The organism is Planococcus halocryophilus, from assembly GCF_022489025.1.
Taxonomy (GTDB): domain Bacteria; phylum Bacillota; class Bacilli; order Bacillales_A; family Planococcaceae; genus Planococcus; species Planococcus halocryophilus_A.
Genome location: NZ_JAKVTG010000010.1, coordinates 76,133 through 95,650, shown reverse-complemented (window position 1 = coordinate 95,650; position 19,518 = coordinate 76,133). Strand labels below are relative to the sequence as shown.

General features: G+C 37.5%; 19 protein-coding genes and 2 riboswitches. Of the genes, 5 read left to right on the top strand and 14 right to left on the bottom strand.

Features of this window, described 5'->3' with window-relative positions:
• Window positions 1–173: 173 nt before the first annotated feature.
• The 6 genes from MLE13_RS12340 to MLE13_RS12315 form a co-directional block, all read right to left on the bottom strand.
• Complete coding sequence (locus MLE13_RS12340; protein WP_240749987.1) at window positions 174–977, bottom strand: metallophosphoesterase; 804 nt, start codon at window positions 975–977, stop codon at window positions 174–176.
• Window positions 978–1,162: 185 nt separating this feature from the next.
• Entirely contained in the window at window positions 1,163–2,233 is a 1,071-nt protein-coding gene (locus MLE13_RS12335; protein WP_240749986.1) for an ABC transporter ATP-binding protein, read from the bottom strand.
• Entirely contained in the window at window positions 2,230–3,972 is a 1,743-nt protein-coding gene (locus tag MLE13_RS12330; RefSeq protein WP_240749985.1) for an ABC transporter permease, read from the bottom strand. The genes MLE13_RS12335 and MLE13_RS12330 overlap by 4 nt, the downstream gene beginning before the upstream one ends.
• 34 nt (window positions 3,973–4,006) lie before the next feature.
• Window positions 4,007–5,035 (bottom strand): ABC transporter substrate-binding protein, encoded by a 1,029-nt coding sequence (locus tag MLE13_RS12325; protein ID WP_240749984.1) that lies wholly within the window; start codon window positions 5,033–5,035, stop codon window positions 4,007–4,009.
• Between the two features lie 369 nt (window positions 5,036–5,404).
• Entirely contained in the window at window positions 5,405–5,728 is a 324-nt protein-coding gene (locus MLE13_RS12320) for an IDEAL domain-containing protein (protein WP_240749983.1), read from the bottom strand.
• A gap of 372 nt (window positions 5,729–6,100) precedes the next feature.
• On the bottom strand, window positions 6,101–7,084 hold the full coding sequence (locus MLE13_RS12315; RefSeq protein ID WP_240750005.1) for a ketoacyl-ACP synthase III: 984 nt from the start codon (window positions 7,082–7,084) through the stop codon (window positions 6,101–6,103).
• A 172-nt stretch (window positions 7,085–7,256) separates the two neighbouring features.
• Between MLE13_RS12315 and MLE13_RS12310 the strand changes: the two genes are divergently transcribed.
• Together MLE13_RS12310 and MLE13_RS12305 are read left to right on the top strand one after the other, a co-directional pair.
• Complete coding sequence (locus tag MLE13_RS12310; RefSeq protein WP_240749982.1) at window positions 7,257–8,009, top strand: GDSL-type esterase/lipase family protein; 753 nt, start codon at window positions 7,257–7,259, stop codon at window positions 8,007–8,009.
• Between the two features lie 156 nt (window positions 8,010–8,165).
• Window positions 8,166–8,900, top strand: coding sequence for a Bax inhibitor-1/YccA family protein (locus MLE13_RS12305; protein WP_240749981.1), 735 nt, complete (start codon window positions 8,166–8,168; stop codon window positions 8,898–8,900).
• A 139-nt stretch (window positions 8,901–9,039) separates the two neighbouring features.
• Here the strand turns inward: MLE13_RS12305 and MLE13_RS12300 are convergent, their stop codons facing one another.
• From MLE13_RS12300 to MLE13_RS12280, 5 genes are all read right to left on the bottom strand, one after another.
• Window positions 9,040–9,189, bottom strand: a complete 150-nt coding sequence (locus MLE13_RS12300; RefSeq protein ID WP_240749980.1) for a hypothetical protein — start codon at window positions 9,187–9,189, stop codon at window positions 9,040–9,042.
• 83 nt (window positions 9,190–9,272) lie between these two features.
• The gene (locus tag MLE13_RS12295; protein ID WP_240749979.1) at window positions 9,273–9,635 is read right to left on the bottom strand and encodes a hypothetical protein; all 363 of its coding nucleotides are present in this window, start codon (window positions 9,633–9,635) and stop codon (window positions 9,273–9,275) included.
• A 35-nt stretch (window positions 9,636–9,670) separates the two neighbouring features.
• On the bottom strand, window positions 9,671–10,072 hold the full coding sequence (locus tag MLE13_RS12290; protein WP_240749978.1) for a hypothetical protein: 402 nt from the start codon (window positions 10,070–10,072) through the stop codon (window positions 9,671–9,673).
• Between the two features lie 773 nt (window positions 10,073–10,845).
• Window positions 10,846–11,106, bottom strand: coding sequence for a WGR domain-containing protein (locus MLE13_RS12285; RefSeq protein ID WP_240749977.1), 261 nt, complete (start codon window positions 11,104–11,106; stop codon window positions 10,846–10,848).
• 161 nt (window positions 11,107–11,267) lie between these two features.
• Window positions 11,268–12,224, bottom strand: a complete 957-nt coding sequence (locus tag MLE13_RS12280; RefSeq protein ID WP_240749976.1) for an LLM class oxidoreductase — start codon at window positions 12,222–12,224, stop codon at window positions 11,268–11,270.
• A 179-nt stretch (window positions 12,225–12,403) separates the two neighbouring features.
• Here MLE13_RS12280 and MLE13_RS12275 point away from each other — a divergent pair, with 179 nt between their 5' ends.
• On the top strand, window positions 12,404–13,096 hold the full coding sequence (locus MLE13_RS12275; protein ID WP_240749975.1) for an AIM24 family protein: 693 nt from the start codon (window positions 12,404–12,406) through the stop codon (window positions 13,094–13,096).
• 275 nt (window positions 13,097–13,371) lie between these two features.
• Here MLE13_RS12275 and MLE13_RS12270 read toward each other — a convergent pair whose 3' ends face one another.
• Window positions 13,372–14,022, bottom strand: a complete 651-nt coding sequence (locus MLE13_RS12270; RefSeq protein ID WP_240749974.1) for a vWA domain-containing protein — start codon at window positions 14,020–14,022, stop codon at window positions 13,372–13,374.
• An 80-nt stretch (window positions 14,023–14,102) separates the two neighbouring features.
• Window positions 14,103–15,101: a macro domain-containing protein gene (locus MLE13_RS12265; RefSeq protein ID WP_240749973.1), complete on the bottom strand. Its 999-nt coding sequence runs from the start codon at window positions 15,099–15,101 to the stop codon at window positions 14,103–14,105.
• Between the two features lie 215 nt (window positions 15,102–15,316).
• On the opposite strand from MLE13_RS12265, the gene MLE13_RS12260 reads away from it, so the two are divergent.
• On the top strand, window positions 15,317–16,063 hold the full coding sequence (locus MLE13_RS12260; RefSeq protein ID WP_240749972.1) for a potassium channel family protein: 747 nt from the start codon (window positions 15,317–15,319) through the stop codon (window positions 16,061–16,063).
• Between the two features lie 171 nt (window positions 16,064–16,234).
• On the opposite strand, the gene MLE13_RS12255 is transcribed toward MLE13_RS12260, so the two are convergent.
• Window positions 16,235–17,527 (bottom strand): M48 family metallopeptidase, encoded by a 1,293-nt coding sequence (locus MLE13_RS12255; RefSeq protein WP_346429167.1) that lies wholly within the window; start codon window positions 17,525–17,527, stop codon window positions 16,235–16,237.
• 167 nt (window positions 17,528–17,694) lie between these two features.
• Window positions 17,695–17,794: riboswitch (purine riboswitch) on the top strand.
• A gap of 82 nt (window positions 17,795–17,876) precedes the next feature.
• Here MLE13_RS12255 and MLE13_RS12250 point away from each other — a divergent pair.
• Window positions 17,877–19,055 carry an MFS transporter gene (locus tag MLE13_RS12250; RefSeq protein WP_240749971.1) on the top strand — a complete coding sequence of 393 codons (1,179 nt, stop codon included), beginning with the start codon at window positions 17,877–17,879 and terminating at the stop codon, window positions 19,053–19,055.
• A gap of 339 nt (window positions 19,056–19,394) precedes the next feature.
• Window positions 19,395–19,500: riboswitch (TPP riboswitch) on the top strand.
• Window positions 19,501–19,518 lie beyond the last annotated feature (18 nt).

Sequence of the window (19,518 nt, the reverse complement as noted above, 5' to 3'; positions counted from 1 at the left end):
CTTTTGATTGCTTTAATACTGTGATAAGCAAGTGTGCTATTTTTCTTTTTACAGGGGCACTTAAGCATTAACGAAATCGACCAATAACATACGAAAACCTGCATGCCTTATAGGGCTAGCAGGTTTTTTTGAGTTCAGTAATTTGTAATGATAAATACAGAAACAAACTATTATTAAATTTCGATGATTTTCATCGCTGTAAAAATTTCTTCTTTCGGCGAGTCTAGGACCCACTCGTTTGGATAATGACCAAGCGGATTACAAATACACTCAATGCCTTTATATTCTTCATGATAGCGTGAATGTGTGTGACCAAAAATCATTTTTTTCACACCATATTTTTCGGCCAGCTCACCAAACCGTGCACTTCCCATCATGGCGTTAAAAAAATCCCATGTTGGCTCATCTTTAATTTGGATAAAATGATCGAACGGCACGAAATGATTGACCAAAATAATTTTTTTGTCTTGATGTTCTTTTAACCACTGTTCCAGTTTTGCTACATACTTTTCAGTGACTGCTTTATCCTTCTCTGGCCAATGGGCATGAAGTTTGTCCGGCCATGTAAAATTACTGCAGCGACCGATTTCAAATTCCTCATCAGTAAACCCAGAAACACCCAATGAATAATCGTACCATCCACCATCACCAATAACGACCCACTCTTCATTTAACAGAATAGGACCTCTTCCTAAATTGCCTTGAAACGCTAATAATCTATCGTAGGCAATAGTGGAATCTTCGTGGTAAATATCGTGATTGCCGTGAACATACAACACTTGAATTTTTGGCAATTCATTTTGTAATTTATTTAGCAATTCGAGGCTTGTATCGGGTCCTGCTGCCATATCACCACACATGATAAAAACATTCGGTGCATGTTGGATTAAACTGTCTCTTAAAAGTGATAGTATATCAGTCTCAGTTTTTTTTCGATTTAAGCCTTCATGAATATCCGATAAGATAGCAATTTTCACTGAGCATTCCTCCTATGAGAAGCATACTAGTCATCCAAGATTTCTATTCCTATAGAAGATATTTATATTTGGTTATATATTTATTATAACTGATTTTTCAATCTTTTATGAGTGAGAGCTAAAATGTTTCATAAAAAAAGGGAAATGCATACCGTATCGCATTTCCCTTTTAGACCAATAACTCTTTAATATGACACAAGTGATTCCGTTTGAACTGGCGCATTTTTTAAAGAGATGCTGACGAAATCTCCTGTTGCAAAGCGTGTTGTAAAGACGGATTCATGAATCGTCCATGTTTCTTCCCCAACTTCAACGGTGTAATGAATTTCATGCCCTTGATACTGCACAAAAGACACAATACCTTGTAGTCCATTTTTTTCTGGAGGCATGAGTTGAAACTGTTCAGGGCGGACAGGATAAATTCCATTTTCTTTAAAACTAGTAGTCACACCAAGATCTGACCAGACATTTTTGGAATCAATTGCTGGAATAAATTGATCGTTTCTCCACTCCCCTTTAACCAAATTGCATTTGCCTACAAAAGTGGCTACAAATTCAGTTTCAGGACGTGTATACAAGACTTCAGGAGGCGCAATTTGTTCAATACGGCCTTGATTCATCACCACAATTTTATCAGCAATAGCCAAAGCTTCTCCTTGGTCATGAGTGACAAAAACAATCGAGGCTTTCGTTTCCCGGTGTAGCTTTTGAATTTCTTTACGCATCTCCATGCGCAACTCAACGTCTAACGCACTCAAAGGCTCGTCCATTAACAGTAAATTAGGTAATGGCGCGATGGCACGTGCTAGTGCTACACGTTGCTTTTGACCTCCTGACAGCTCTGAAGGGTATCGTTCGGCCAATGAGTCTAATCCAACAAGCTTTAGTACATCGTTGATTCGCTCTTGCAGCTCTTTTTTTCCTTCTTTGATTTTATTGGGGTGATAACTGAGTGGAAATTTCACATGTTCTGCAACCGTCATATGCGGCCAAAGGGCGAACGATTGAAACACCATGCCTATATTGCGTTTTTCAGGTGGCAATACCCGTTTTTTTGATGCAAGAATCAGATTGTCCATTTCAATGGTGCCGTCAGTTGGTCCCATAAATCCTGCTAACAATTTAAGTAACGTCGTTTTCCCACACCCGGAGGGACCGAGTACTGCGATAAATTCACCTTCGCCGATTTCCAAATCAATCGCATGCAGCGCAGTAAATGAACCGTATTTTTTTGAAACATTATTTACTTTGATCATTTGGTTTTCAACACCTTTCTATCCCAAAGCTTACTTAATAGCATAAACAAGCCTCCGCCAAACAATATGCCTAGCACGAGTACCGTTGAAAATGCCGTCGAATATGTTGAATAACCAGCCTGTTCATAACCAAATATAACAACACCTACTGTTTCAGATCCGGAAGACCATAATAAACTTGATACAGTCAATTCTGTGAGTGCCATTAAAAATACAAGTAATGCACCGCTGACAATTCCAGGAAACAACAACGGTAATAATATACGGCGCCATTTTACCCAACCAGCTGCACCAGACGTTCGTGCAGCTTCTTCCATAGACGGATCAATTTGCAATAATGCCGTATAACTTCCCCTAACTTGGAGCACAAGAAAGCGGGTGACATAGGCGATAAATAAGATCCATACGGTTCCATATATTCCCGGATTCCAGCCAGGTATTGGCTCAAGCCACATAAAAATCATACATAGCGCAAACACAGTACCCGGCAGAGCATAAGGAATTGTCATAAACAGTTCTGCTGTTTTCGTACTCCAATCTGGATATTTAAAGCGTAAATACGCGACAGCTGTTCCGATTACTAAACAAACAAGCATGGTGAAAAAAGCGAGTTGTATACTATTTGACAAGGCCGATAGCGGCTTGGAATCTGTTAAAAATACATATTCGTAATTTCGGAGTGATAAATTTTCTAATTTGAATGGGACGCCATATGCTGAAATAAGTGATAATGCCCCCATTGTAATAAGCGGCATTAAGCTCGTTACTAATAAGAATACCCATAACGACACTTCAAGGAGCTTTTGTTTACTTGCCGACAAATAAATGCGTGGCGTTGAATCACTTCTGCTCGTTTCGTTGACGCGGCTTCGGCGCAACAAAAACCATTGCAATATTGTTCCGATTAGCGCAATTAAACCGAGTATTACGGATAAAACAGCAGCACGAGAAAATGCCGATGGACCAAACCCGACAACTTGCTCATAAATATACGTACTTAACACACGAATATTTGCAGGAGTTCCAAGAAATGCTGGAATTCCAAAATTATCGAGATTTGATAAGAAGGCAATTAACCCACCACTCGCAATTCCAGGGAGCGCTAGGGGTAGAACAACTTTCCAAAACGCGCGTTTTTTTGATAAGCCACTTGTTGCAGCTGCTTCTTCTAGCTCACGCGGAATTTTTCTGAAGACGTTAACTGTGAATAAATACACGAGCGGATAATGGGAAATTCCAAGAAGCAGAATAATCCCACCTATGCTGTATAAGTTCGGAGCTTGCAAATCTCCTGGTAGCCAAGATAGCATTGCTGTTACTGGACCAGAGGCACTGAAAAATTGTGTCCAAGCAAGTGTTGTTATATAGGAAGGAATAACGAATGGCAAGAAAATAAACAACTGCATTGCGCGCTTCCCACTTAATTGAACATATGCGACAATCCAAGAAAATAAGATTCCTAGCACTAATGCCAGTATTGTCGAACCTAGCACGACAATCAATGTGTTTTTCACTGTTTTCCAGGTTGCCGGTTCTCTCAGAACCTCTGTGTAATACTGCATTGTTAGCGACCCGTCATCCACAAAACTCAACCAAACAAGTCGCAATACCGGTAGTAGAAAAAACACGAAAATAACGAGCAATCCGATTATTTTATACAGATTCTTACTTTGAAAAAAGAGAGAAAAAGAGGAATCCCTCTTTTTTCTCTCTTCTGCCTTTGGCGGTTTTGCTGTCATATAACTAACTCCTCACATCGAAATCCAGCTTATTTTACTCTCCGAAAATCTTTCCGAATTCTGCTTTGTCATCGTTACGTGTTTCTAAAAGTTCAGATGCTTCAGCATTTAAAATCGTCATTTCTTCTAATGTTTTTAGGCCTTCAGGAGCTTCGATACCTTCACGAATTGGTGTATAGCCTTGTTCAGAAGCTAACTTCTGACCTTCTTCTGAAAGGATAAAGTCAACAAATGCTTTAGATGCTTCTTCATTTTCAGTATTAGCGAGTATTCCTACCGGCTCCGTAATAACAGGCACACCTTCTTTTGGATAAATTAATTCGACTGGTGATCCATCATTTTTAGCACGAGCTGCTAAAAAGTCCACAATCATGCCATAATTTTTCTCGCCAGTTGCAACGCTTTCTAGCACTGCTCCATTGCCTTGCGTAATCATAATGTCATTGGCACGGAGTGCTTCGTAAAAGTCCCATCCCAGCCCTTCTTGACGTGTAATAACACCTAAGTTATATGCAGCTGCACCCGAATACAATGGACTTGGCATCACGGCCTGTCCTTTAGTAGCTGCATCTGTTAAGCTACTCCAGCTATCGGGCAGATTGGTTACTTCGTTTGTATTGATGATTATTCCCGTTGCCATAATTTTCGTGCCTGCATAAGTACCATCGGGATCGACAAATTCCTCATCGATAAATTCTGCTTCTGGTGATTCGTAACTCAGCAATAATTCTTCTGCTTTAAAATTTTCAAAAGTTACCGAATCTGCTACTAATAATACGTCAGCCTGAATATTCCCTCCTTGGTTTTCCGCTTGAATTTTTGATACTACTTCTTCAGTCCCTGAGCGAAAAATACTAATTTCAACATCTGGATTTTGTTTCTTAAAGGTATCCACTAATCCTTGTGCATCCGCATCTGGCTGTGACGTATAAAAATCCAACGTGCCTGAAACGCCATCTCCTTCTTTCGAAGTATTTGAATAGGAACTATCTTCTCCGCCTCCACAAGCTGCTAATACTGTTACTAAACACAATGACGCCGAACCAAAAAAGATTTTTTTCATCCTATTTCCTCCTCAAATTTTGTATCGGCCTTTGTAAAATTATTATGTTAAGATTCTCTATTAGTATAAAGTTACTTTATGAAGCTGTTGTTAAGCTTTTATTAAAAAATAATATTGTAGTCTGTATAACATTTTCATCTTATGGAAAGTTTGTATACTTATCGTCTTATAAAGTAACTATAAATTGACTAGCCGACAAGGTCAATTATAAATCGTAATACTATTCAGTTTACATTTTTTATAGAGCTCTCCCATTTTATAAATATAAGTTTACACCAATAAAAAAGCACTTTAATCCACAATTTCAGGCGATAAAAACCTAGTGGATTAAAGTGCTTATTATTAGTTTTAATAGTTGAGAAATTATTTTTAATTAACCGTTTGTTTCTTCTCATTTAACTGAGAAGAAAGCTCTTGGAACCACTCTTTATCATCTGTAGCCAATGCTAAATCAATCAGGAAGCTCAATTGTGCAGCATCCTTATTAACGGATTCTGGAATGCTATCAACTTGATGTATAGACATTGGAATGGTCATACCGATCATTTCTTCATTGTCGCTTTCTACAACCGTAACATTTACAGCTTCTTTAAGAACATCTAGGGAATCAATGAAGCCGATAATCAGTTCGTCATGGCGTGATTTCCCTTTTACCCAATCACTTATTTTTAAAATTGTTTTATTCGTACCCATATCTATACACCTACTTTACATTATTTTCGTTCACTAATTGCTAAACACTACCGAATTATGGACTCTCATTACTGTTTCCCTGATTAAAAACTCGCAAACGTAATTCGCCATTATTCTAAGTTTTTCTCTAGCAATTAGAACAGTAATTCGCTTTATTCTGAACAACTTGATCAGAATTTGAAGAGAAACTTCACCTTCTCAAGCTTATTACTTACATTAATTTTACGTCTCTCTACTTATAAACACAATTTATTTGCCTCACATTCGAGATATGTTCAATTTGAAATTTAAATAAACAATCCCTCTATCCGCATAAGGATTCGAGAGATTGCAACGATTCTAACATGTGATTTTTCTTAACTAAATATCTTATTAAATTGACCAGTTAATCAACATTCCAGCGTGTGTTAAGCCTCCACCAAAACCATAGAGAAGCAGTGTGTCATTGGGCTTAAGCTTTCCTTCTTGTAAGCCTTTATCTAACGATAACGGAATTGAGGCTGCTGAAGTATTGCCATAATACTCAAGACTATAAATGGTTTGTTCTAGAGAAAGTCCAGTTCTACTACAAATCGACTCGATGATTCGAAGATTCGCACTATGCGGAATAAACCAGTCTACATCATTTGTCTTGTATCCGGCTTTGTCTAATAATGCCTTTACGCCTTTAGGAACGGTATTTACTGCCCATTTATAAACTTCACGTCCATTTTGATTGACGAAACCATTTACCGCTAGTTCATTTCCAAACATTTGATTTGAAAGATCAGTGCAGTAAAGATTATGAGCAAGTTCTCCGTTTGTGCCCATATGTGACTCAATAAAACTCGGATTTTCTTCATCATACTCTACAAGTACAGCTCCGCCACCGTCTCCAAACAATATGCATGTCGAACGGTCGCTATAATCCAAAATTTTTGAAAATGTTTCCGCTCCAATCACTAAAATCTTTTTGTTTAGACCTGCTGTGATTAAGCCGTTCGCAATGTGGAGACCGTAAGCAAATCCAGAGCACGCTGCATTTAAATCAATCGCTCCTGTATTTTTAATGCCAAGTTTTGCTTGTACTAGAGCAGAAACGCTCGGAGTTTTAAAATCAGGAGTCATTGTACAGGCAATAATCATGTCTACATCATCTAGTGATTTTTTAAAGCGCTCCTTTAAATTTTCCACAGCTTTCACACTAATATCACTTGTGAATTCAGTAGTAAGCGCTATACGACGTTCTTTTATACCAGTCCGTTGGACGATCCATTCATCATTGGTTTCCACTAATTTTTCCAAATCATGATTTGTCAGCTTCTTTTCAGGTACATATGAACCGATAGCTGTAATTCGAGCTTTTGAAGTGTTCAGTTAAAGCGCCTCCTCTTGATGTACTCCCCCTATTCTACCACCAACTATTAGTAATAGGTACTAACAATAATGTTAAACAACTTTAAAATATTTTTGATTTCATTGATAAAATACTGACAATTCAGTTTATTTATTTTATAATAGACAAAAATACGGAAAAGGAGTTGATCAAATGAAAAAGCTACTACAAATGCTTATTGCTGTATTTCTAGTATTATCGCTTGGGCCCCTGTCTGTTTCTGCAGATAACAATCGCGGTAAGGATTTGCTTGTTTCATTAGGTGATTCTGTACCTTATGGCTATAACTTAGGTAAAAATAACAATCACCCTTCTAAAGCAGCGTTTCCTTACTTAATTGGTGAAAGATCTGACTTACGAGTCCGTAATCTCAGTGTTTATGGTTGGCAAACTTCTGATTTATTGGCTGCAATAGAAACAAACAAAAAGTATCAAAAAGCTATACATCACGCTGATTATATTACAATTACAGTTGGCGGAAACGATTTTATTGAGATTTTACGAGCAGCAAACGCAGAAAGCGGCGGAGACCCTGATTTGTTTAAGTATCTAATTCAGCAAAAGTTATCTACCAGTCAGGCATTTGAGAACTTAGCCGCAAGTGTTTACGAAATACGAACAATTAGTGATGCTCCAATTGTTCTATATAATATGTATAATCCATTCCAAACGAATGATCCATTACACAATGTATCAACTCTTTTCTTGCCTCAAGTGAATGCTGCTTTTGCTGAAGTAGCTCATAGCTTTAATGATGTTCACATTGCTGATGCTTATAGCGCTTTTGGCAGTGATCAAGAAAAATACGTATTGCCACAAGACATTCACCCAACCAAGGCTGGTCAAAAAAAGCTGGCTAAAATCGGTATAAAGACATTTCACGCCGAGCATGTAACGCATCATTAAGAGACATTTCAAAAAAGCTGTAGCTCCCGTACTGGGGCTACAGCTTTTTTAAATTTAACAGGAGAACCACTTTACAACTGGTGGGTTCATCGTATATTTTTTGTAGATTAAAGGATATAATTGATTTTGTTTGAAATAATTTATGAGGTGATCAGTTTGAGAAGTGGAAATCCGAGTTTAAAGACCGAAGCGTTCGAAAAATTTAAAAGTTCCGATACCACCCGAAAGATGACAATTCAAGGCACCGTCAATAAAACATTTATTTTGCTTTTGCTATTACTCGTAACATTCGTTTATTCTTGGAATCAGTTTGTCAGCAATCCAAACGGCGTATTACCGTTAATACTGGTTGGAGCAATTGGCGGTCTTATTGTCGGGTTAATCACCGTGTTCGTGCCAAAAATTTCTCCTTTTACAGCACCTATTTATGCACTACTAGAAGGGTTATTTCTTGGTGCGGTATCTGCTCAATACGAAGTCCAATACGGAGGCATTGTTTTCCAAGCAGTATTAATCACAATCGGTGTATTGTTAAGTTTGCTAGTTGTTTATAAATCTGGACTGATCAAAGTAACACAAAATTTCAGACTTGGTGTCGCTGCTGCTACAGGTGCTATTTTCTTAGTTTATATCATTTCATTTATCGGCGGGTTTTTGGGTTTTGAAATACCTCACTTACACGAAGCGACACCGCTTGGCATTGGAATCAGCGTCATTATTGTCATCGTTGCCGCTTTGAATTTAGTATTAGATTTTGATTTTATCGAGACTGCTGCCGAAAAACAAGTACCGAAATACTTTGAATGGTACGGAGCTTTTGGATTACTTGTTACATTAGTCTGGTTGTATCTAGAAATTCTTCGTTTGCTATCAAAAATTCGCAGCAGGTAACTCTAAAACGTCCTTCGGGGCGTTTTTTGTTTAATGAATTGAAATTCTCAATCCCAAATTCAGCATAGCAAAAAGCGCTTCCCTATACGATCAATAGGAAGCGCTTTTGTTATTTTATTTAATTCTAACTGCAATAGACTTAAGCTCTTTTAGTCTTTTCGCCATCAATATACATCAAAGCTTTTTCTGCTTTATACTGTTTATATCCTTCAATATATTCCTTGTACATCCCCAAATATGTTTTAGCAAGCTGATTCTTTCTTCTTCCATTATTCATCAATTTAGTCATCTAATTCATCCTCCTTAGTATGGGTAAAAATTCAGTTCTACTACCAGTAAAAAGATAATGCGATGTTGATTCACATGTCACGTTTAATTGATGAATTTTTCACTTGTAGATTTTTTGTGATAAGGAATTACTTGATAAAGTTCTTCAGGGCATCTCTTGGATAATTGATACATGTTATAAAATACCTCTTTCGTTATTTCATATCGATGCATACAATTTGGCAATTCTCTTAGTTTTTTTGACGCTTGATCAAACTGCAGTTCATTTATATCGACCCAAAAGGTTTGAATCTGTGTATTTTCTTCTCCATCTTTTTCTATTGAAACTTCTCTAGTTAAACGCGCAAAACAAGTGATATAAGTATTTCCTTCTTCAACATGAACATCTTTAGATTTCAGAAAAAAGTAACTGACCCTTTTATGAGGCAATTGCAAGACTTGTTCCATTATCTCTACTCTCCTTTGGACAATATGCTAATCTTTTACTCAAGCGTGCGGAGCGAATCTGATAGACGTTCAGCAAAGTGTTCTGGCGACTCGTGGGATGTAATTCGTAAACAATACATTCCACGTTCCGTTGACAATTGTTGCGAATAATTGGTAGGGAAAAAAATTTGATGTTTGATCAGTTCACCGATAAACACCGGCAACTCCTCAGGAAGCAGAAAAACTTCAGCTTGATTAATGGCTTTATGGTTTTCAATAGTCATTTCATAAGTAACTGATAAATCTAATGACCAACTCACACACAACCCAGAACTTGTTAGCGCTTTGACCTCTCTCCTTTTCTCAAGGTGCCATAACCCATTATAAAATTCCATTTCTCCACCTAAAAATCCGCTGACTTTCTCTGACGTCTTTACCAGTAAGTCAGTTTCTACCATTCTAAACACTCCTTTACACGCTTTGAGAAAAGCGCTAGCATACAAATCCATTTACAACTAGCTAGTCGCAATATCGAAGCGACGACTTTCATGTTACATACATATTTAAAGAAAATTCAGTCAAAAATAATTAATGATAATCGGATTTACTTACCCCACTCGACTAAAAGTAGAACTTTTTTACTGCACTATAAATTTTAAAGTTATAATGTATTTATTTTCCGATACATTAAGACTATAATACAACACAAAATATGTAAAGTATTATAGAATATTCTTTTAATTCAGACAAGTTATATATTTTTCTTATATAATATTTATGCGTAATATCGTATATCTAACTTATTTTATACGCTGCTCAAACAGATTACAATACAATTTTAAAAAATTTACTAGTTGCAGAAACTTAATATAATTGATCTGACCCTAACGATTTAGGAACTCTACTGCCCCTTTGAATTTGTTAGAGGTATTTAGCTTTTATCTCGTGTCTCATAAGATTTTTTTAACAAAATTAAAAAGAAGATGCATTGTAATTTGCACCTTCTCGTTATGTAATATCTTATAAAAATTAGTCAACGCTTAATAATTAGTTAGCCATAGTATGATTCCCAATTCTCTAATGTTTTACTAAAATAAGGTAATCCCTATATTTTCTTCAATTTTTTTATCGACTATTTTTCCATTTCGCAAGAGTTTTCATGGTATCCATACCACAAAAATAAATACGTCACTCTTTTACCTGTGGCGCAACTATAGGAAAATCTACTTTCCTATTTTAAATTATCGAGTTTTTGGCTAAAGCGATTAGACCACTCTCCCTCTTGATCGCTTTCCCGATATCCTTTTTTCAACTTCGAATCAATTAGTTTGTAAGCTTCTTTTAAACAAAGCTCTTCTGAAGGGAATTCTTTTGTATTTACAGAACCTCCGCTTCCGATTTTTCCGTATAAAACAATAAACACATTACCTTGAGCTTTTATTTTCCAAAACTTATTGGAGTAGGCAGTTATACACACCAATGATTTTTCCACTTGATTTCTCCGCTTTTTATTAGGTCTATTAAGCATAGTTTTAAGATACCTCCATATGAAGAAATTATCTACATAACCTCTATCGTGCAGTCTCATTCACATAATCAAAAAAGCTATCTAGTTTCTAAAAAGCCAGATAGCTTTAAAATTTCTTCTTTTATTTAAATACGTCGATGTGCTCGAAAATGCGGAACAACAAACTCTCCCAATTCCTGCAGAACTTCCGCTATTGGACGATGGCCGTTTTTCACTGCTAAAATAACGTGATTAACTCCCATTTTTTCTAACGCATAAAGATAATCAATTAAAAACTTATGCCCCGATGAAAATCCGAGTTTAATTGGTACTGGGCTTGGTGGTGCATTTGGTTTTTCTGACAAGTTAATAACTAAAGGTTGCGTAAACGGTTTAAATTCACTCGTTGCGTTTCTCCATTGCTCAATTAGTTGCTTTTGCCGACTAGCTTCTTGACCATAAAACATCCAGCCATCTGTATGTTTTGCTAACCACTCTATTGTTTGACCAGAATAACCTGTACCTAAAATCGGAATATCTTGTAACAATGGTTTTGGAATAACATCTCCCTCTCCTAAACCTACTCGCGCAGATTGTATATTGGGAAAGGATTCCTTCCATGATTTTCTCATTACTAGTATTGACTCTTTGAATAACTCATTGCGATTTTCTCTATCTACTTTGAACGCGGGAAATTCAATTGGCCGATCCCCTGTCGCAGCACCAAATAAAAACCGCTGTGCGGACAATGCATCTAAAGAAGCAGCCGATTTAGCCAAATGAAGTGGGTGACGCAATGTCGTAATTACACTCGCGATTCCTAAAGCAATTTCTTTTGTGTGCGCACTTGTGAAAGCAAGAAGCTGAAAGGGATCGTGCACAACTCCTGCATCTCCGAAGTTCGGATCAAAAAGTGGTGAATCTCTGACGAACAATGCAGCAAATCCAGCATCTTCTGCTTGTTTAGCCAACTTCATTTGTGAGGCCATATCCAATATGTGAGAATGGTCCTCCTCCGTTTGAAAAGGAAACGAAATTCCGAGTGTTAATTTATTTTTTTGAAACGTTCGTGCAAATCCATTATGAGTTTGAAAATTATTCACCTTTATTCCACCTGACTTTTTTGTTCTTTATCACTAACACGGATAATAACTATCTACATTAGAATAGCAGGATTATTCATTAAAGTATAAGTATCTGTCTGCGGACAAGTTAATACTTTACTGAAACTATCTTAGCAATTGACCGTATATAGTACTAAACAACTTAAGGAGGAAATAAGATGTCGAAGTACTCTATTCACCAATTTGTACAACAAACAAAACAAGACGATAGCGCACGTGAATTTTTTGAACTTGAGACAGATCGTTTATTAGAAGTAAATCTAGATGGGCTCGTTTGGGCAAAAGCAGGATCTATGATTTCTTACGAGGGTAATATTAAATTTGAACGCGAAGGCATGTTAGAGCATGGACTCGGAAAATTCGTTAAGAAAGCTTTCAGTGGTGAAGGTGCACAATTAATGAAAGCAACTGGTGAAGGGAAACTGTACGTTGCTGACAGCGGCAAAAAAATAACCATTCTGGACTTAGAAGGCGAAAGCATTTATATCAATGGAAATGATCTTCTCGCTTTTCAAGATGGGTTAGAATGGGATATTAAACTTATGCGACGTGTTGCCGGGATGATGGCTGGCGGTTTATTTAATATTCGTTTAGAAGGAAACGGACTTGTTGCTTTTACATCTCACTATGAGCCGCTCACTTTACTCGTGACGCCTGACAAACCCATTTTCACAGACCCAAATGCAACAGTTGCATGGTCTGGTAGTTTGGAACCAGACTTCGTAACGGATATCCAACTAAAAAGCTTATTTGGTCGAGGCAGCGGAGAATCTGTACAGATGAAGTTTTCAGGAAATGGCTTTGTCGTGGTGCAACCTTTTGAAGAGGTATATCAAGCATTGCAGAAATGATTTTCGATATGTACTGTGATTCGCTTAAATAAATTCTATATAAAAAAGGTTCTGGTTTAAATACCAGAGCCTTTTTTATATGCGGTAATAAGGTTTTTTTACTGTATATATCAAATATATTAATAGAAGAATTTTTTTAAAAAAGAACCTTCTACTAAACGAAACTTATTCAAAATCGTAGGTTAAGTTCCATTGCTTTCGTGTCTCATCCATTTCTTCTAAGCTAGAACACGGCATCGACTATATAACTTTTATAGCTAGTGATCAAACTCCATTCATTTTTTCGGACGTGATTTAAAGTCTTTTTCAATTTCCTTTTTCCAGCTGCGATTAATTTTTTTACCTGTTCGAAAAGAACTGACAGCTTCACTCACCACATCGTAGTTAAGTTGTGTGCCTTCAGCGTCCGCATGATAATTCACCGCAAAATCCTCTTCTACTCCGAACTGTTTTGCTGTGGCGACGGCATCGATATTCGCTCCAAGAAAGATGAACTCCCAATTCGCTGTATTTTTCTTCATCGCAATCATTTCATGAATTTTTTTATACGAGTATTCACAGCTGGAATTTTCCATACCATCTGTCGTAATAACTACCATTACCCTGTCTGCCCGCTGTTCTTGCATGGTGCTTTTTTGCACATTGCTTATTTTCTGTATTGTCGAACCCATCGCATCAAGCAATGCTGTCATTCCACCCACTTGGTAATCCTCTTCAGTAATTGGAGCAACTCCTGTTACCGGAATTCGATCATGTAGCAACTCATAGCCCTGATTGAACAATACCGTCGTGACACGAACTTCTCCGGGGAGCTTCCGTTGTTTTTCAAGCAATGCATTAAATCCACCAATTGTGTCCTTCTCTAGCCCTGCCATCGATCCACTTTTATCGAGAATAAACACCAATTCTGTCGTTTCATTTTTCATTATAAGTTCCTCCTCAAGTTTTCTTTACAACTTAAGGTTACAATTTCCAGCTAACGAATAGGTCGCTATGAAAGCGACATTTATCCACCGAGAAGCACTTGATCAAAAGCAAACAAAGCCTCATTAATTTCATGGATATTGTAATTTTTCCGCTCAATAAAATATAAAATAATTAAATCAAATTTATGGCTGCGTGATAGCCTATACCCCGCTTTCTCAAGCAAGTCCTCTGTTTCAATAAGATTCAGTTCAAGCGCTACAGCAAATGCGATAATGGTCTTTTTCATCGGTGTATAATTAGCCGAATTGCGAATTTTGGAAAACAGCTTACGATCGATATTTGCTTTTTTATATGTTTCGATGTCCGTCATGCCTTTTTCATCTATAAAGCAAAGCAACCGCTCTGAAAAAGATTCATCCATATTCCCTAACATAACATCTAAACTAAGATCTATTTGAGACTCTAAGCTAAGTTCAATTTCTGAACTATGGAAGACAATTTCTGAATCGCCTTTTTTGCGATATCGTATATCATGTTCTTCAAGTGTTCTAACTTCATTTTCATCAATAAAAGTCACAATCGATTGATAACGTTTTTTACTGAGTCCGAAAGACCTTTTATCGAATACTACTAGGTAGACATGCATTTCATGAGCCATTAAAAATTTTTCTATAGCGGAAACCGCAATTTGTAAAGCAGGCTCTTTTGGGTACCCAAAAATTCCGGTAGAAATGAGTGGAAATGAAATTGATTTACAGCCAAGCTTGTGTGCCAATTCAAGCGAATTTACGTAGCAATCTCTCAGTAATTGTTCTTCATTATTTTTACCGCCTTGCCATACAGGCCCAACTGTATGGATGATGTACTTGGCATCTAGCGAAAAGGCTTTTGTTTGCAACGCACTTCCCACAGCACAATGACCAATTTGATCGCAAGCTTCTTGTAAGACATGAGATCCGGCAGCAGAAAATATCGCCCCACATACTCCACCACCCATCTTCAAACTAGCATTCGCTGCATTGACAATTGCATCGGTTTTCATCTTTGTAATATCATTTCGTACGATTTCGAATGGCATGCCTTTTCCTCCTATTGGCTCGTTTCACTTGAAACTTCTATCTTATTTTTCATCACTACTTTATAGTTTACTAATTGTTTATGCCGCCGACTTTACTTTTAGACTCCTATAACAGAGAAAAAACCTAACAAACTACTCTATATTTGCGTTACAGTTAAACTAAGTAATTTAAGACTTCTTAATCAATTATACAGTTACTACGGAGGAGCAACCTAATGAAAAAAGGTGTCATAATATATGAAAGCATCATGTTCGTCCTCATCCTCATTTCTATCTTTTTTGCTTTTTCAGAAGATCAAAGCTTTATCCTACTTGACCGAATCATTTGGGGTATTTTTGTTATTGATTATACCGTTCGATTAATCAATGCGAAAAACAAATGGACCTATGTTAAAAAGCACCCATTTGAATTGATCGCCATTATCCCGTTCGATGCACTCTTTAGAGCCGCGCGTATTGCCAGATTGTTGCGATTGGTTCGCTTAATTGGCATTGGTTCGCGGTACATGAAGCCGGTATACAAATTACTGAAAACGAATGGCTTAGAAAAAGTATTAATCGTTGCGCTCATTCTTTTATTCCTAATTCCGATACCAATCGTTATTCTAGAACCATCAATCGAAACTTTTGCTGATGCATTGTGGTGGGCTGTTGTCACTACCACAACTGTTGGATATGGAGACTTATCACCAGAGACCCCCATTGGCCGTATTCTTGCGGTTGTTCTCATGATGGTCGGAATCGGGATTATCGGTACATTGACGTCTTCTATCACCAGTTTTTTTAATAAAGAAATCGCGAAAGGTCACGAAAAGCAACTTCTTGATATCCTTAAAACCATTGAAGAAGTTGATACGTTAACAAAAGATGATATTGAAATGATTAACCTTTATATTAAACGAAAAGAAGCTACCAAAGATAATGGTAGCGATGCAAAAGAAAAAGGTTCAATCCAAGAATAACGAACTTGGGTTGAACCTTTTTACGATAAATCTATTTTCATGGTAACCAACCTGTTTCAAAGCCGTTTAACTCTGCATAATCATAAAGCTTAACAAATTGGTGAAAGCTGTAGTTTTCCATATATTGTTTTACGTATAAATACATCGCAAACTTGTTCTATACTCAAGCTATCAATAACCTTCTTGCAGCATCTCCAAAAACTCAGCTTCACTAGTAGCTCCCAAATATTCCATTGCGCTCAAGCCATCCTCACCAGTTAAAGTAGGATCCGCTCCATTCTCCATTAACAGTAAAGCACTTTCGTAATCACCATAATCAACCGCGGTTGCCAAAGCGGTAGAGTAATCATCAAATGTATTCGCATCTGCTCCAGAAGAAAGTAAAAACGCAACAACGTCCAGTTCATTAGCATAAATGGCGTACATCAAAGCGTCGGCTCCTTCAGAATCTTTTGCATTTACATCATCACCGTTTTCGATGGCTTCTTCAACACTAGCCATGTCTCCGATAGATGCAGCGAACATTAATGGTGTTTCTCCCTCTACAACATAACTTTCATCATATAGAATATCATCAAAAGTCGGTAAAAATTGAGAAAACACTACTGCGCCCCCTGCAAATAATGCGATAGTTAAAAAGTAAATTGCGCCAAGTACGCCAGCAATTAATGTAGCACCTAAAACGATTTTGCTATGATCGGGCTCGTAAAACTTCGAATCATTATGGTCAAATTGAGCAATCGATTGAATGCGTTTTGGTAAACGCGGATGGGTAGATAACACTTCACTTAACCAAACTACAGCATTTGACTCTGTCGCAATTTGTTCACGATATGCGTCTTCGTTCACTTCCAAATAAGTCTTTTTGCCAATTCCTAAAAGCGTTAATGCCCGTTTTGCCGCTGGTGCGTTTTGGATAGCAAATGCAGCGTGTCGATCGCATGTGTATTCACAAGACCTGCTATATGCTTCACTAAGAAAAGGAATAAAACCAGCTGGTAAGATTAATAGATTTTTCCATATGTGACGGCGTTTCACATGAGCCAACTCGTGGGCGATAATAAAATCTAATTCTTCCTGCCCTTGTTCTCGAGCTAGTTCAAATACCTCTGAATACAAAACAACCATATCTCGTCCAAAAAAACGTGTAGCAAAAGCATTTAATGCGCCTTCGGATTGAACGACAAATACATCAGGCACTTTCTTCAATTCCATTTGCTTTGCTAAAATCTGCACACGCTCATAAACATCTGGAAACTGTCGCTCGTGTATGCGGATTCCGTTACCACGAATCGAGCCAAGCATCATTACATTCGCGAACAACATAACTGCGAAGACTGTAAGAGCGATGGCAATACCAATCACTGATACAATTATTGCTGCATAAATAAAAACGCTAAATAATAAGCTAATACCAAAATATACATTTTCTCTGTTTGATTGAATACTAGACTTGATCATCATTTTCTCCCTCTCGATTTGGAATATCTTACATATAGTAGCATATAATGTTCATTCTAAGAATAGAGTTTCGTGTATAATATTGATTAATTGAGATAGAGATATAACCTTTACTTTGAAAACCCTTCACATACATTTGCAGAATAATCATGACTATAGTATTATTTACGAAGTAAATAAATATATGCATCTGTATAACCCTAAGGATATGGCTTAGGGGTCTCTACCAGGAACCTCAAAATCCTGATTACAGAAAACGATCCGTTCGTTTTTTGTAATCAGGATTTTTTTGTGTTTTTAACAAACCTTAAATCTATTACAAATGCAAAGAAGAGAGGAAGCGTTAAAAGCAATGAATTTAAAAGTGTATATTTTAGCTTTATCCACAGTTGCTGTGGGACTTGTCGAACTGATTATCGGGGGAATTTTACCAACAATTGCTGAAGAATTTAATGTCTCGTTAAGCTCTGCCGGACAATTGATTACTGTATTTGCGATGATTATTGCCATCGCTGGCCCTGTCTTACTTGTGGCAACCAGCAAATTTGAACGAAAAAAAGTCTATTTGATTGCTATGTTCATTTTTTTCCTCGGAAACATCATGACTTATTTTAGCCCTGATTTCACATGGATGATGATCGCGCGCGTGTTAACTGCTGCAAGCACTGCACTTATTGTCGTGCTGTCACTTACCATTGTCGCTAAAATTGTTGAACCACCTTACCGAGCAAAAGCGATTGGCTTTATCTTTATGGGGATCAGTTCTTCACTAGTTCTTGGTGTGCCACTTGGTATTGTCGTTTCAGACTTGTTCGGATGGCGTGTTATTTTCCTTGGAATTGCTCTACTTTCCATCGGATCGATGGTATTGATTGCGCTCTATATTCAGCCAATCGCCGGTGGTACAGCAGTCCCGCTTAAGCAACAACTTAAAGCCGTTGCAAGTGCAAAAATCGGTACCGCTCATCTCGCAACAATGTTTATGCTAGCGGGACATTATACGGTATACGCTTATTTCACACCATTTCTAGAAACCATTCTGAATTTAAATTCATTTTGGGTTAGTGTCTGCTACTTATTATTCGGTATTGCTGCAGTTAGTGGTGGTGCTATCGGTGGCGCTTTATCCGATTCGATTGGTTCGAAAAAAAGTATCATCATCGTCATTTCAGCTTTTGCCGTTTCACTATTTTTACTACCATTCACTACATTTTCGTTAGTCGTGTTCTTACCAGTAATGGTCATATGGGCTGCACTGAGCTGGAGTTTAGCTCCACCTCAACAAAGCTACCTAATTGAAATAGACCCAGCAACATCAGATGTTCAACAAAGTTTCAATAACTCAGCTCTTCAAGTTGGTATTGCTCTAGGTTCTGCAATCGGCGGTATCGCATTGGCGCAAACCGGATCAATTTCAAGCATGCCTTGGGTTGGCGCTGTTATCGTTCTTATCGCACTTGGTTGTGCCATATTCTCAATAAAACGACCGGCTATTGTTCGTAACGATATACAAACTACTAGTCAAAACTAATGGGTAAATTATACAAATCCCAATAAAAAACAGGAGTGAAACCTTTTAGTTTCATTCCTGTTTTTTTGCATTTACTTCACTTTTTTATTATATAATAACTATGTTTACTAGTGTAACAATTCACTAAGCGCCGGCGCGTCAATGGGCTAGGCGAAGCACAAAGACAGATGCTTTTCCTGGCTTAGTGCAAGAGCCATGCCCAAAGCGGCCGAAGCGTTTCCAGACCCATACAAACTTCCACACCCCACATATTTTTCTGAGCTCCCTCTTTACATCCCTCTCCACTTCCTCTACACTAAACCCATCGGGAACAACCCGAACACAAAAACCGCATACCGTTTTCTGCACTAGGGGTGCCCACTTTGGCTGAGATGCAAGCGCAAGCTTCGATCCCTCAAAACTCGATCAGGATAATACCTGCGTGAGGAAGTGCGGCGCATTTCTGAAATAATTCCTTTTTGAT